Below are 13977 nucleotides of genomic sequence, written 5' to 3' on the forward strand. Positions count from 1 at the left end.
CATCTCTCTCCACTTGCATGGGCTCCCAGCGCGACCGCGGCCGCGCCTTCCTTGAGCATCTGTAATAGGTTCGGCAGCGCCCGCTGTTGCCCGGGCCGCTACCCTGTTGTCTCATGCCGACTCCCGGGGGGTCGGACGGCAGGCCCACCAGGGCGGATCTGCTTGAATATGTCGCAGGTGTGGACGGCAACCACCCGACGAGGGTCACATCAGGCGACCGGCGCACCCCGCACGGCCGCCACGAAACGCACGATCTCGGCGGCATCCTTGATGCCCTTGGCCTGCTCTACGCCGCCGCTCACGTCCACGCCATAGGCGCGGGACGCGGCGATGGCGGTGGCGACGTTGGTCGCGTCCAGTCCACCGGCCACGATCAGCGGCAGCGACAGATCCCGGGGTACCCGCGTCCAGTCGAAGGCCTGCCCTGTCCCACCGGGTACGCCGGCGACATAGGTGTCGAGCAGCAGCCCGCGGGCGCCGGCATGGTCCCGGGAGATGGCGGCGAGGTCGATATCCTCGCGCATGCGCAGGGCCTTGATATAGGGACGGCGATACCGGGCGCACTGCGCCGGGGTCTCGTCGCCGTGGAATTGCAGGAGGTCCAGGGGCACGGCGTCCAGCGTCTCCTCGATCTCGCAGGGAGAGGCATCGACAAAGAGCCCGACACTGGTGACGAAGGGCGGCAGCGCCGCGACGATCTGGCGCGCCTGGGCAGCGCTCACCGCCCGTGGGCTGCGCGCATAGAACACCAGGCCGATGGCATCGGCGCCGGCGGCCGCGGCGGCCAGCGCATCCTCGACCCGGGTGATCCCGCAGATCTTCACTCGAACGTTAGCCAAACCGGAATGACCTCGTTCCAAATCGATGGATGTTAGCAGACCACCCGCGCAGCGTCAGCCTTGGGGGTCATCCAGCTCGGGGATATGCCCCAGGAACAGCGGACCCAGCGGCCGCTTGGGCACCGGCGTGCTCTCGGGATATTCGGCGTCCACCAGGTAGAGGCCGTAGGGATGGGCGGTTACGCCACCCAGGCGCCGCTCCCGCGCCGCCAGGACCTCGGCGACCCACTCCACCGGTCGCTCGCCACAGCCCACCGCCATCAGCACCCCGGCGATGTTGCGCACCATGTGATGCAGGAAGGCGTTGGCGCGGATGTCCAGCACGATCAGCCGCCCGCTCTGCCAGAGGCGCAGGTGGTGGATGGTCTTGATCGCCGACTTGGCCTGGCAGGCCTTGGCCCGGAAGGAGGTGAAATCATGGGTACCGAGCAGCACCTGGGCTGCCTCGCGCATGGGCTCGATGCGCAACGGACGATGATTCCAGGTGACCTCCTCCGCCAGGTGCGCAGGCCGGATCGGATCGTTATAGATCACATAGCGGTAACGCCGCGCCATGGCGCTGAAACGGGCATGGAATTCGTTGCTGACCGGCTTGACCCAGGTGACGCTGATGTCGGACGGCAGATTGGCGTTGGTGCCCATCACCCAGGCCTTGAGTGGCCGCGCGACCGGGGACTCGAAATGCACCACCTGGCCGGTGGCGTGCACGCCACAGTCGGTACGCCCGGCGCAATGCAGCGCGATGGGCGCCGCGGCGACCTCGGACAGGGCGTCTTCCAGGGTCTCCTGAACGGAGCGCACGCCCGGCTGCTGGCGCTGCCAACCGCGATAGCGGGCGCCCTTGTACTCGACGCCGAGCGCGATGCGCTGCGGCGGGACGATGATGGTGGGGTCTAGAAAATCCAAGGCGACGGCCAGGCGAAAAAAAGGGGAGGCAGCTTATAGCGCCTCCCCTCCTCTGCCAAGTCCGGCCAGCCTCAGCTGAGCTGGGCGATGATCTCGCGCGCTTCCTGCTGTTGCCCGGCGTTACCCTCGGCCAGCACCTCGTCGAGGATGTCCCGGGCACCTTCCGGATCGCCCATGTCGATGTAGGCACGCGCCAGGTCCAGCTTGGTGGCGGTCTCGTCTTCGCCTGACAGGAAGTCGAAATCGTCCAGACCATCGCCCCCGGTGGTGCCGCTGGTGGTCTCCGCATCGAACTGGCGGGAGGCCTCCTGCAGGCGGGCGGCGAATTCCTCGTCGCTTTCGCGCTTGGGCGCCGGCTGCTCGTCGTCGAAGTCGGACAGATCGAAACTCGCAGGCAATTCGGCGTCGGTCGTCGAGGTCGCCGGCTGCGCCAGCGGCTCGTCGAAGGCCGAGCCGGCACTGGAATCCGCAAGAGGCTCCTCGTGCGCCAGGTCGCCCTGCCGTTCGAATTCGCTGAAGTCCAGGGCGAAGTCGTCGTCCTTGGCGGCGGGAGTCGCCGCCGGGGTGGCCGCGGGTTCGGCATCGAAATTCAGATCGAAGTCGAAATCGTCGCGCGGGTCGGCCGCCTTGGCCTGAGCATCGGCGAAGGCCTCGCCGAACAGCGGCTCCTCGGCCGGACCGGCAGGCTGATGACCCTGGGTGTCCTCGCTGCCGAAGTCATCCAGGGACAGATCGAAGTCCTGGCTGTCTTCGGTGGCCGAGAAGCCCTGGTTGCGGGATTGCTCCTCGCTCAGTTCGTGGGCGGCGGCCAGGGCAGCCGCGCCGACCGCAGCGGAGGCTACCGCGACGGTGGCCATGGCCGGATATCGCGACTTCAGGTGCTCGACCGCCGGCTGGGCGCCGCCGATCTCCTTGAGTTCGCGCTCTTCGCGCTGGAAGCCGTCCTTGTCGCCCATCTCGGCATAGACTTCCATGAGCTTGAGGCGCAGATCGGCGCGATGGGGCTCCTGGTCACTGGCCTTCTTGAGCACCTCGGCCGCCTGGCTGAAGCGACCATAGGCCATGTAGATGTCGGCCTGACCCAGGGCATCGTCCTGGGCATCGGCGTCTCGTGCGGCGTCCTGGGTACCCTGGTTCAATTCCAGGCCGGCGAGCGCGTGGTGATCACCGAGTTCGGGATCGGCGTCGAACACCGTATCGCTGCGCGCGGCTTCGGCGTCGCGCTCACGCTCGGCCTCCTTCACGGCATTGCGGCGCGCGTTGATCATCAGCAGCACCAGCAGCGCCAGTAACGCGCTGCCGCCGATGATGCCCAGCCACAGCGGATTGCTGAGGATCTCGTCGAGGAAACTGTTGGTGGCCTCGGTCGGCTCGGTGGCCGGGGTGCTCGGGGTGACCGGAATGACCTTGGGCTCGCTGGCCGCGGGCGGCGCCGAGCCGGTACCCGCCTCGCTGGCGGGCGGCGTGGTGGCGGGCGCAGGGGTGGCCTCGACCGGAGTGGCCGGGGTCGCGGCCGTCGGCTCCTGGGGCGCCGGCGTGGCGGTGTTCTCGGTCGCCGCAGGCGCGACCGGCGCCGCGGCTTCCGGGGTCGCCGGCGGCTGGGCCGGCTGGCCCGCAGCCTGCGGATTGGCCATGTTGGCCTGCATCCGCGCCAGCTGGGCATCCTTGAGCTGCATGATCTTCTGCAGCTTGTCGAGTTGCGACTGCAGATCGCCCAGGCGGCTCTTGAGTTCTTCGTTCTCGCGGCGGGTGGTGTCCAGGCTTTCCTGGGTCACCGCCAGGCGATCGGCGAGGGACTGGTCACCGCCCTTGCCACCGGCGGACTCGCCCGCGCGCCCGGCCGGCTGACCGGAGAGCAGCTTGAGATTGTCCCTGGGGGCGGCGGCGGCCGGCGCCTCGTTGCCGCTCGGCTGGGCGGAGGCGTCCACCTGACGACGCGGCGTACCGGCTGGTGCGGCGGTGCCGCCCTGCTTCCAGGCGCGGGTCTGGCGAGCGATCTCGGCGACCGCCTCGCGCTGGGGTCGCGTACCGGCCTGGGCCTGATCGGGCAGGCGCAGCACCTGTCCGCTCTTCATCAGATTGATGTTGCGATCGATGAAGGCGTCGGGATTCAGATCCTGGATCGCCAGCATGGTCTGGTCGACGCTGACGCTGGAGGCAGGGCGATTGCGCGCCGCGACTTCCCAGAGGGTGTCGCGCGGCTCGGTGGTGTAGGTGCCAGGCGTCTGGGTCGTACTCGGCGCCGGCGCGGCTGGCGGCGTGGCCGGACGCGGTGCGCTCGGCGTGTTGACGCGTGCTCGCGGCGTGGCCGGGACCTGGGGTGCGAAAGGCGCGGCGGCGGCCTGCGGGGTATAGAGCGGCGGATCCAGCAGCACGGTGTACTCGCGCAGGATACGGCCGCTGGGCCAGTTCACTTCCAGCAGGAAGTTGAGATAGGGCTCGCGCACCGGACGCGCCGAGGTCACGCGGATGACGGTGCGCCCGTTGCGCACCTCCGGGGTGAACTTGAGGTCGTTGAGAAAGAAGGCACGGTCGACGCCGGCCTTGCCGAACTCTTCGACGGACGCCAGATTGGGGCGCAAGTCGGCGGTGCCGAGGTCACGCAGGTCCGACAGATCGATGGTGGCATCGAAGGGCTGATTGAGGGCGGAGTTGAGGTGGATCTCCCCCAGGCTGAGCGCCTGGGCCGCGCCAGACATCAAGGCGCTCGCCGCTGCAATTGCCCGCACCAGTTTCTGAACTCGAACCATGACCGTCCCTTTTTAGAAGCTGTCGATCGCGCCACCGTGCGGGCGCCTGTGTCCATCGCTGCGTGCCACGTCCACTGCCCTTTTACTCAAGCCAAAAGGGCGAAGCATTTCACGAAGTATCTTTTAGGCCGACTGTTTAAGCAACAATTCGGCCAGCTGAACGGCCGTCAGTGCCGACAATCTGACATTGTCCGCCACCAGCCAGCATTCCAGCCGTCGCGCATCCCGCGGATGTCGCCGTACTCGCCCCACCAGCACCTCTTCCCGCCCCAGGGCATCGCCGACCGCCGACGGACAATCGACGTCTTCGTCGAGCGCCAGACCCGGCTCGTCACCCAGGGCCTCGAGCACCTGCTCCAGCTGCCATTGCTCCCTGCCCCTCAGACTCAGCGCCAGGCTGTCGCCAAAGAAGACCGGGGCCTGCAGGGCCGTGACATCCAGCACCGGCAAGGTCGCTCCCAGCACCTGCTGACATTCGTCCAGCAGGCGATGTTCCTGGGCAGTATAGCCATCCGCGGCCGGTGCACCGGTGCGACCGAGCAGATTGAAGGCCAGCTGGCCTTCGAACAGCCGGGCCTCCACCGGGCGACCATTGAGCAATTCGGTGGCCTGCCGCGCCAGTTCCTCGACGCCGCCACGGCCGGCGCCGGAGGCTGCCAGGCAAGCGGTCAGGGACGCATCGGTGAGCGCATTCAGGCGGGCCAGCACGGCGGCCACGCTGGCGGCGGCCTGGGCAGCCGCCAGGGGAACGCCGAGCCAGGCGTTCGCCGCGAGGCTGTCCAGGCGTTCGCCATTGATGCGCGGCAGTACGGACAGCGCGGCGGAGGCGCCGCTGAGATCGAGCACGGCGCAACCAGCGGCGGCCAGTTGCGGCTTCAGGCTTTCCACCACGGCGGCGGGCACGGCGAGGATGGCGATGCCGACCTGGGCGAAATCGAAGCCTTCGAGCCCGGTGACGCGCAGGTTGCTGCCTCGGAAGGGCAGATTCTGACCCGCCGACTCACCGCTGGCGAGCAGGTGCAGCCGCCCGAGGGGCACGTCGCGCTCGTCGAGGAGTTCACGAATGGCTTCGCCGTAGGCGCTGGTGGCGCCGACGAGGGCGATATCTCTGGCAGTCATGATGAGGCGTCCGCAACGAAAGAGGGCCGCACTTTACTGGCGGCCCTCCTCCCTAAGCAAACGTTTAGCCGTCGACCTACTGTTCCAGCAGGATCCGCAGCATGCGCCGCAGCGGCTCCGCGGCGCCCCACAGCAGCTGGTCGCCCACGGTGAAGGCGCCCAGGTACTGGGAGCCCATGTTCAGCTTGCGCAGGCGGCCGACCGGCACGCTCAGGGTGCCGGTGACGGCAGCCGGGGTCAGGTCGCGCATGCTGACGTCGCGGTTGTTCGGCACCAGCTTGACCCAGGGGTTGTGCTGGCTGATCAGACCATGGATGTCGGACAGCGGCACGTCCTTGTTGAGCTTGATGGTCAGCGCCTGGCTATGGCAGCGCATGGCGCCGATGCGCACGCAGATGCCGTCCACGGGAATCGGATTCTTGAAGCGACCGAGGATCTTGTTGGTCTCGGCCTGGGCCTTCCACTCTTCGCGGCTCTGGCCGTTGGGCAGTTCCTTGTCGATCCAGGGAATCAGGCTGCCGGCCAGGGGAACGCCGAACTGCTCGGTGGGGAAGGCTTCGCTACGCAGGGTCTCGGCGACCTGGCGATCGATGTCCAGAATGGCGCTGGCCGGATCGGCCAGGCTGTCGGCGACGGCGGCGTGAGTCGCGCCCATCTGGCGGATCAGCTCGCGCATGTTCTGCGCACCGGCGCCGGAGGCAGCCTGGTAGGTCATGGCACTCATCCAGTCCACCAGACCGGCTTCGAACAGGCCGCCCAGGGCCATCAGCATCAAGCTGACGGTGCAGTTGCCGCCGATGAAGTCCTTGCGGCCATCGGCCAGGGCCTGGTCGATGACGCGACGGTTGACCGGGTCCAGCACGATGACGGCGTCATCCTGCATGCGCAGGCTGGAGGCCGCGTCGATCCAGTAGCCTTTCCAGCCGGCCTGGCGCAGCTTGGGGAACACCTCGCTGGTGTAGTCGCCGCCCTGGCAGGTGAGGATGACGTCGAGGGTCTTGAGCTCGTCGATGCTGTAGGCATCCTTGAGCGGCGCCACGCCCTTGCCAATGGCCGGGCCTTCGCCGCCGACGTTGGAGGTGGTGAAGAACACGGGCTCGATCAAGTCGAAATCCCGCTCTTCGAGCATGCGCTGCATGAGCACGGAGCCCACCATGCCACGCCAACCGATCAGACCTACACGTTTCATCGCTACTGCACCTTTGTTGTCTTGAGGACGGCCGCCTCCCCTGGCGGCCGATCAGATTAACGCCTAACGAGCGCCGCTACTACTGCTTCGCCCATCTCGCGGGTACCGACCCGCTGCTTGCCTTCCGACCAGATGTCGCCGGTCCGCAGGCCCTGGTCCAGCACCTGGCCCACCGCCGCCTCAATGGCCTCGGCCGCCGCCGCGGCACCAAAGGTGTATCTGAGCATCATGGCCACCGAGAGGATGGTGGCCAGCGGGTTGGCGACGCCCTGGCCGGCGATGTCGGGCGCCGAGCCGTGGCAGGGTTCGTACATGCCCTTGTTGTGCGCATCCAGGGACGCCGAGGGCAGCATGCCAATGGAACCGGTCAGCATCGAGGCCTCGTCGGAGAGGATGTCGCCGAACATGTTGTCGGTGACGATGACGTCGAACTGCTTGGGCGCGCGGACCAGCTGCATGGCGGCGTTGTCGACGTACATGTGGCTGAGTTCGACGTCCGGATAGTCCTTGGCCACCTCCTCCACCACTTCGCGCCACAGGCGGCTGGATTCGAGGACGTTGGCCTTGTCCACCGAGCACAGCTTGCGGCCCCGCAGGCGGGCCATGTCGAAGCCGACGCGGGCGATGCGGCGGATCTCGCCTTCGCTGTACGGCAGGGTATCGAAGGCCTGGCGCTCGCCGTTCTCCAGCACCCGGGTCTCGCGCGGCGAGCCGAAGTAGATGCCACCGGTCAGCTCGCGGACGATGAGGATGTCCAGGCCGGAGACCACTTCCGGCTTGAGGGTCGAGGCTTCGGCCAGTTGCGGATAGAGGATGGCCGGACGGAGGTTGCCGAACAGGCCCAGGGCGGAACGGATCTTCAGCAGACCGCGCTCGGGACGGATGTCGCGCTCGAGCTTGTCCCACTTGGGACCGCCCACGGCGCCCAGCAGCACGGCGTCGGCGGCGCGGGCACGCGCCAGGGTCTCATCGGCCAGGGGCACGCCGTAACGGTCGATGGCGGCGCCGCCCAGGTCGTCATGAACCAGTTCGAAGCCGAGGTCATGGTCGCGGTTGACCGCTTCCAGCACCTTGACCGCCTCGGCCATGATTTCCGGACCGATGCCGTCGCCCGGCAGGATGAGGATCTGCTTGCTCATTGTCTTTTCCTGTTCCAAATCAGATGGGCTGGGCCCAGAGAACCATGACGTCGACGGTGAAGGAGCCGTCGCGGTCGATTTCGAAATACTGGCGCACTTCCTGGCCGATCTTGCTCTGCAGGCTGCGGATGGCCTGGCACTGTGGCTCGGGGGTGCGCATGCGCGCAGTCCAGCTGGCGAAGTCCAGGCGCAGGCGCTGGCGACGGCAACGGGTCACGCCGAGGCGCGCCATGTCCAGCAGGCGGTGCCACTCGGCGAAGGAATAGTTACGCACGTGGCTGATGTCGCGCAGGATCTCCACCGTCTGCAGGTAGGTATCCAGGCGCGGGTTGGCTGGCGAAATCACGTCGATGATGGCCATCTCGCCGCCATGGCGCAGTACCCGGCGCACTTCGCGCAGGGCAGCACCGATGTCGCGCCAGTGGTGCGCCGAATAGCGGCTGAAGACGAAGTCGAAGCTGGCGTCGCCAAACGGCAGGTGCTCGGCCATGCCGGGCTGGACGCTGATGTTGTCCAGGCCCTGCTCGGCCGCGCTGCGCTTGACCACCGAGAGCATTTCCTCGGCCAGGTCCAGGGCGACAACCTGCCCGGCCACGGGCGCCACGTTGTAGCTGACGTGACCGCCACCGCAGCCGAGATCCAGCACCTTGGCGCCTTCGCGCTGGGCCACGGCGTCGCGCAGTTCGAGGAGTTCGGCGCCCTGGGCATGGACGGCACTGGTCAGATAGGCCTCGGCGGTGGCGCCGAATTGCTGCTGTACGTGTTGCTCGTGGTCACCGCTCATGGAGCCTCCGGAAAGAGCGCCGACCTCGCGGGCCGGCGACTGGGTTCAGGCGCTGGGGAACATCCAGGGACTGCTCTGGCGATAGCGGTCTTCGAAACTCGCGATGGCGTCGGCATCCTGCAGGGTCAGGCCGATGTCGTCCAGGCCATTGAGCAGGCAGTGCTTGCGGAAGGCATCGATCTCGAAGGACAGCGCCACGCCATCGGGACGGCGCACGGTCTGGCTCTCGAGATCGACCACCAGCTGGTAGCCCTCGCTGGCTTCGACCTGGCGGAACAGCTCGTCGACGTCGGCATCGCTGAGGATGATCGGCAAGAGGCCGTTCTTGAAGCTGTTGTTGAAGAAGATGTCGGCGAAGCTCGGCGCGATCACCGAGCGGAAGCCGTAGCCATCCAGCGCCCAGGGCGCGTGCTCGCGGCTGGAACCGCAGCCGAAGTTCTCGCGGGCCAGGAGGATGCTGGCGCCCTGGTAGCGCGGCTGGTTGAGCACGAACTCGGGATTCAGCGGACGCTTGCTGTGGTCCTGGCCGGGCTGGCCGACATCCAGGTAGCGCCACTCGTCGAACAGGTTGGGGCCGAAGCCGGTGCGCTTGATCGACTTCAAGAATTGCTTGGGAATGATCTGGTCGGTGTCGACGTTGGCGCGATCCAGGGGTGCGACCAAACCGGTGTGCTGGGTAAAGGCTTGCATGGTCAGGCTCCTCAGGCGTTGGCGAAGTCGCGGACGTCGACGAAACGACCGGCGATGGCGGCGGCGGCGGCCATCGCCGGGCTCACCAGATGGGTACGGCCACCGGCGCCCTGACGGCCTTCGAAGTTGCGGTTGGAGGTGGAAGCGCAATGCTCGCCACTCTCCAGGCGGTCGGCGTTCATCGCCAGGCACATGGAGCAGCCCGGCTCGCGCCATTCGAAACCGGCTTCGATGAACACCTTGTCCAGGCCTTCACGCTCGGCCTGGGCCTTGACCAGGCCGGAGCCCGGCACCACCAGCGCCTGCTTGAGGGTGGCGGCGACCTTGCGGCCCTTGGCCACGGCGGCGGCGGCGCGCAGGTCTTCGATGCGAGAGTTGGTGCAGGAGCCGATGAAGACGCGGTCCAGCACGATGTCGGTGATCGGCTGGTTGGCCTTGAGGCCCATGTACTTCAGGGCGCGCTCGATGGAACCGCGCTTGACCGGATCGGCTTCGCGAGCCGGGTCCGGTACCTGCTGGTCGACGGCCAGGACCATCTCCGGCGAGGTGCCCCAGCTGACCTGCGGCTTGAGCTGGGCGGCGTCGAGTTCGACCACGGTGTCGAAGTGGGCATCGGCATCGGACACCAGGCCGCGCCACTGGGCGACGGCGGCTTCCCAGACGGCGCCGGTGGGCGCGAAGGGACGGCCCTCGACGTAGTCGATGGTGGTCTGATCCACCGCGACCATGCCGACCCGGGCACCGGCCTCGATGGACATGTTGCAGATGGTCATGCGGCCTTCCATGGACAGGGCGCGGATGGCGCTGCCGGCGAATTCGATGGCATGGCCGTTACCGCCGGCGGTGCCGATCTTGCCGATGACGGCGAGCACGATGTCCTTGGCGGTGACGCCGAAGGGCAATTCACCCTCCACCAACACCCGCATGTTCTTCATCTTCTTGGCCACCAGGCACTGGGTGGCGAGCACGTGCTCGACCTCGGAGGTGCCGATGCCATGGGCCAGGGCACCGAAGGCGCCGTTGGTGGAGGTGTGGGAGTCACCGCAGACCACGGTCATGCCGGGCAGCACGGCGCCTTGCTCCGGGCCGATCACGTGGACGATGCCCTGGCGGACGTCATTCATCTTGAACTGGGTGACGCCGAAGTCGTCGCAGTTCTCGTCCAGGGTGCGGACCTGGATGCGCGAGATCTCGTCCTTGATGGAGTCGAGGCCTTCCTTGCGATCGGGGGTGGTCGGCACGTTGTGATCGGGGGTCGCCAGGTTGGCGTCCAGACGCCAGGGCTTGCGGCCGGCCAGACGCAGGCCTTCGAAAGCCTGGGGCGAGGTCACTTCGTGGATGATGTGGCGGTCGATGTAGAGCAGCGCGGAACCGTCGTCGCGCTGCTTGACCAGGTGCATATCCCAGAGTTTGTCGTAGAGCGTCTTGCCAGCCATGGATCGATTCCTCATCAGGCGTGGAACGGCACGGGCCTTTGCATGCCCTTGGTGCTTGTGGGGTCAAAGATACCGCGCTAGGCTCGCATGAAACAAATTCATCTTTTTCATGAAGCGCATAACCAACAGGAATTCGACGTCTTGGATCTCGCCAATCTGAATGCCTTCGTCGCGGTGGCCGAAACCGGCGGCTTTTCCGATGCGGGCGAGCGGCTACACCTGACCCAGCCAGCGGTGAGCAAACGCATCGCCGCCCTGGAGCTGCAGCTGGGACTGCGGCTGTTCGATCGCATCGGGCGCGAGGTCAGCCTGACCGAGGCGGGACGCGCCCTGCTCCCCCGCGCCTATCAGATTCTAGGCGTGATCGATGACACCCGGCGTGCCCTGACCAATCTCAATGGTGCCATCGGCGGGCGGCTGACGCTGGCGACCAGTCACCACATCGGCCTGCACCGGCTGCCGCCGATCCTCAGGCGCTTCACCCGGGACTATCCCGACGTCGCCTTGGACATCCGCTTTCTCGATTCGGAAGCGGCCTACGACGAGATCCTGCATGGGCGGGTGGAGCTGGCGATCATCACCCTGGCACCCCAGACCGCGGCGCCGATCAAGGCGGTGCCGGTGTGGAGCGATCCGCTGGATTTCGTGGCGGCGCCCGAACATCCGCTGGCGAACCAGGCGGAGGTCACCCTGGCCGACGTGGCGCGGCATCCGGCGGTGTTTCCCGGTGGCAATACCTTTACCCGGCTGATCGTGCATGGGCTGTTCGATGCCCAGGGACTGACACCCAATATCGCCATGAGCACCAACTACCTGGAGACCATCAAGATGCTGGTGTCCATCGGCCTGGCCTGGAGCGTGCTGCCGCGTACCCTGCTGGACGACCAGGTGCGTCGCCTGCCGTTGCCGGGGATTCAGCTGGAGCGCCAGCTCGGGTACATCCTGCATACCGAGCGCACCCATTCGAATGCGGCGCAGGCGTTCATGGGGTTGCTGGATGAGGCGGGTTGAGCCGTGATTGGGGACTAGCCGTGCCTGAGATCGCGGCCATGGGCCGCTCCTACAGGCAGGCTCCGTACTCATAGATACGTAGCGTGGAGACGGCACAGCCTTTTCCGCAAGGGGGGGTTGATGGCGAGGAGCGCCCTCACCCCAACCCTCTCCCCAAGGGAGAGGGGGCTATCCGAGTAGGGGTTCAACTCCAACAGCGCGGGCTCGACCTGGGCTGGATGTCTACATCGCGGCCATGGCGGTCCGCCGATGCGGCCGCTCCTGTAATTTGGCCTGTGCTGTAGGAGCGGCCCATGGCCGCGATCAGCCGGCACTCGCATAAGGCACGCGGCCCGGCATTGTCGAGCTTCGCGGCGCTCAGACCAACCTACGGCGCCGTCAGAAACGCATCAGCCCTTCTTGAGCTTCTTCAGGCGCTTCCTGGACTTGTCGATGACTTCCTTGCGCTCCTTGTCCTTCAATTCCTTCCATCCCTTGATCTCTGAGCGTTTGCGGCCACATCCCTGGCAGACTTCGTCCTTGATCTTGCACTGGCTGATGCAGGGACTTTCGACCTTACCCACGGCAACCTCGGAAATGAAAAAGGCCCTGCAGTATAACCACTGCAGGGCCCTGTCCAGCGCCATCCGGCAGGATGGCGGGCTATGGGGGCGATTTAGAAAACCGCTTGAACCTTCAGGCCGCCGACCACGGCATTGTCGACTTCACGCACGCCACCCGGGCTCTTGATGTACTGGATGTTGGGTCGCACGGTCAGCCAGTTGGTCACGTGCACGCCGTAGTAGAGCTCGGCGTCGTACTCGTTGTGCTGCAGGGGCGTGTAGGCCGGATCGTCGTAGTCGGTGGCACCGGCGGCCTGGTTGAGGGCGCGCTGGTTGTCGCGGAAGTCGCTGTTGGTGCTGATGCGCGCGACGCCGAAGCCGATGTCATCCTTGGGACGACCGTCGAAGGGGCCCTTGTACACCAGGCCGGCCTGGACGTAGTTGCTGACCTTGTTGACGTCCTTGGCATGGGCGGTGAAGTTGGCGAAGACCGACAGGCCGCGACTCGGGTCATCGTTGTGTGCGGTGATCTGCTGACGCGCCACGATCCAGTAGCCGTGCTTGCTGGAGTGCTCCTTGTAATCCAGCCCGGTGAGGGCGGCGGAGTTGCCGTTGACGTCTTCGTAGACGTCGTTGGCCTTGGCGGTGCTGTAGTAGTAGCCGACGCGGTATTCGCCCGGCAGGCCGTTGACCTTGGGCGACCAGACCATTTCCACCGGCAGGACCGCACCCTTGGTGCCGCTGCCGTTGAGCTTGAAGCCGTTGCCGGTTTCCAGCAGCGACGGATTCTGCTCGTAGGCGCCGACCTGGACGAACAGCTCTGGGGTCAGGCTGTACTTGACGCGCAGGGCCCACTGGCTGACCGGCCAGTTGTACCAGACGCCTTCCCAGTTGCCGACCTGGGAGCCGCAGAACGCCAGGTTCTGGAAGTCGCACTCGAAGGAGTTGAAGTCCTCGCCCTCGCCGAAGCGACCGGCCTTGATGTCCAGACGGCCATCGAAGAAGCCCTTGGACAGCCACAGCTGGGTCAGACGCCAGGTCTGACCACGGCCATAGACTTCCTGCACCGAGGAGTAGCCGCCGACGCGCGGATCGGTGATGCGGTCGTCGGTCAGGTTGCGGCCGTCGCGGGAGGTGATGGCCAGCTTGAACACCGAGTTCTCCCAGCCGGCGATCTTGTTCATGTCGCCCCAGAGCCCAAACATGTACTGGGAGCTCCAGCGCCCGGTGCGGTCATCGTCGTAGCCGCCACGCAGGTTGGTCGCGCCCTCGCCGACGTATTCGAGCTTGATGTCCCAGCCCTTGTCGCGCAGGTCCTTGCGCACGCCACCCCAGTCACCGGTCATGGTGTTGCCCAGCGGCTCGAAGGCGGCCTCGGTGTTGTTGACGCCACTAAAGTTGCCACCCGGGTTGGCCTGGGGCGCCGCCTGGGCACCCGCGGCGACCGCCAGGGCCAGCAGCGACACCAGGGGCAGTGCGCGCCCCGGACGATTCTTGTGGTTTTGCTTGTTCATTACTGAGATCCCTTTTTATTGAAGTGATGACACCCCGGGTGCCCGAAACCCGCGTCTC

At 66.6% G+C, this 13977-nt stretch carries 12 protein-coding genes; 1 reads left to right on the top strand and 11 read right to left on the bottom strand.

The window, feature by feature from the left end:
* Positions 1 to 209: 209 nt before the first annotated feature.
* The 9 genes from QKY98_RS09015 to leuC form a co-directional block, all read right to left on the bottom strand.
* Entirely contained in the window at positions 210 to 839 is a 630-nt protein-coding gene (locus tag QKY98_RS09015; RefSeq protein WP_074582808.1) for a phosphoribosylanthranilate isomerase, read from the bottom strand.
* Positions 840 to 893: 54 nt separating this feature from the next.
* The gene (truA, locus tag QKY98_RS09020) at positions 894 to 1745 is read right to left on the bottom strand and encodes a tRNA pseudouridine(38-40) synthase TruA (protein WP_007158660.1); all 852 of its coding nucleotides are present in this window, start codon (positions 1743 to 1745) and stop codon (positions 894 to 896) included.
* Positions 1746 to 1816: 71 nt separating this feature from the next.
* The gene (locus QKY98_RS09025; RefSeq protein ID WP_284670726.1) at positions 1817 to 4495 is read right to left on the bottom strand and encodes a motility hub landmark protein FimV; all 2679 of its coding nucleotides are present in this window, start codon (positions 4493 to 4495) and stop codon (positions 1817 to 1819) included.
* A gap of 123 nt (positions 4496 to 4618) precedes the next feature.
* A complete protein-coding gene (locus tag QKY98_RS09030; protein ID WP_284670727.1) occupies positions 4619 to 5614 on the bottom strand; it encodes an aspartate-semialdehyde dehydrogenase in 996 nt (331 codons plus the stop codon).
* Between the two features lie 76 nt (positions 5615 to 5690).
* On the bottom strand, positions 5691 to 6803 hold the full coding sequence (gene asd / locus QKY98_RS09035; RefSeq protein WP_007158663.1) for an aspartate-semialdehyde dehydrogenase: 1113 nt from the start codon (positions 6801 to 6803) through the stop codon (positions 5691 to 5693).
* A gap of 56 nt (positions 6804 to 6859) precedes the next feature.
* Positions 6860 to 7942: a 3-isopropylmalate dehydrogenase gene (leuB, locus tag QKY98_RS09040; RefSeq protein WP_027599659.1), complete on the bottom strand. Its 1083-nt coding sequence runs from the start codon at positions 7940 to 7942 to the stop codon at positions 6860 to 6862.
* 19 nt (positions 7943 to 7961) lie between these two features.
* Positions 7962 to 8726: a class I SAM-dependent methyltransferase gene (locus QKY98_RS09045; RefSeq protein ID WP_027599660.1), complete on the bottom strand. Its 765-nt coding sequence runs from the start codon at positions 8724 to 8726 to the stop codon at positions 7962 to 7964.
* A 45-nt stretch (positions 8727 to 8771) separates the two neighbouring features.
* A complete protein-coding gene (gene leuD, locus QKY98_RS09050; RefSeq protein WP_027599661.1) occupies positions 8772 to 9416 on the bottom strand; it encodes a 3-isopropylmalate dehydratase small subunit in 645 nt (214 codons plus the stop codon).
* 11 nt (positions 9417 to 9427) lie between these two features.
* Positions 9428 to 10852 (bottom strand): 3-isopropylmalate dehydratase large subunit, encoded by a 1425-nt coding sequence (leuC, locus tag QKY98_RS09055; RefSeq protein WP_027602049.1) that lies wholly within the window; start codon positions 10850 to 10852, stop codon positions 9428 to 9430.
* Between the two features lie 141 nt (positions 10853 to 10993).
* On the opposite strand from leuC, the gene QKY98_RS09060 reads away from it, so the two are divergent.
* Complete coding sequence (locus QKY98_RS09060; protein ID WP_144944716.1) at positions 10994 to 11863, top strand: LysR family transcriptional regulator; 870 nt, start codon at positions 10994 to 10996, stop codon at positions 11861 to 11863.
* Positions 11864 to 12252: 389 nt separating this feature from the next.
* Here the strand turns inward: QKY98_RS09060 and QKY98_RS09065 are convergent, their stop codons facing one another.
* Both QKY98_RS09065 and QKY98_RS09070 read right to left on the bottom strand, forming a co-directional pair.
* A complete protein-coding gene (locus tag QKY98_RS09065) occupies positions 12253 to 12426 on the bottom strand; it encodes a DUF1289 domain-containing protein (RefSeq protein WP_007158669.1) in 174 nt (57 codons plus the stop codon).
* Positions 12427 to 12518: 92 nt separating this feature from the next.
* Positions 12519 to 13919: a carbohydrate porin gene (locus QKY98_RS09070; RefSeq protein WP_284670728.1), complete on the bottom strand. Its 1401-nt coding sequence runs from the start codon at positions 13917 to 13919 to the stop codon at positions 12519 to 12521.
* Positions 13920 to 13977: the final 58 nt, after the last annotated feature.

Origin of the sequence: Pseudomonas sp. HR1 (genome assembly GCF_030175875.1) — a bacterium.
Lineage (GTDB): Bacteria > Pseudomonadota > Gammaproteobacteria > Pseudomonadales > Pseudomonadaceae > Chryseomonas > Chryseomonas oryzihabitans.

Bases quoted from the DNA above. Each gene is read 5' to 3' on its own strand.
- QKY98_RS09025 (WP_284670726.1), bottom strand. From the start codon at position 4,495: ATGGTTCGAGTTCAGAAACTGGTGCGGGCAATTGCAGCGGCGAGCGCC.
- asd (WP_007158663.1), bottom strand. From the start codon at position 6,803: ATGAAACGTGTAGGTCTGATCGGTTGGCGTGGCATGGTGGGCTCCGTG.
- QKY98_RS09045 (WP_027599660.1), bottom strand. From the start codon at position 8,726: ATGAGCGGTGACCACGAGCAACACGTACAGCAGCAATTCGGCGCCACC.
- leuD (WP_027599661.1), bottom strand. From the start codon at position 9,416: ATGCAAGCCTTTACCCAGCACACCGGTTTGGTCGCACCCCTGGATCGC.
- QKY98_RS09070 (WP_284670728.1), bottom strand. From the start codon at position 13,919: ATGAACAAGCAAAACCACAAGAATCGTCCGGGGCGCGCACTGCCCCTG.
- QKY98_RS09030 (WP_284670727.1), bottom strand. From the start codon at position 5,614: ATGACTGCCAGAGATATCGCCCTCGTCGGCGCCACCAGCGCCTACGGC.
- leuB (WP_027599659.1), bottom strand. From the start codon at position 7,942: ATGAGCAAGCAGATCCTCATCCTGCCGGGCGACGGCATCGGTCCGGAA.
- leuC (WP_027602049.1), bottom strand. From the start codon at position 10,852: ATGGCTGGCAAGACGCTCTACGACAAACTCTGGGATATGCACCTGGTC.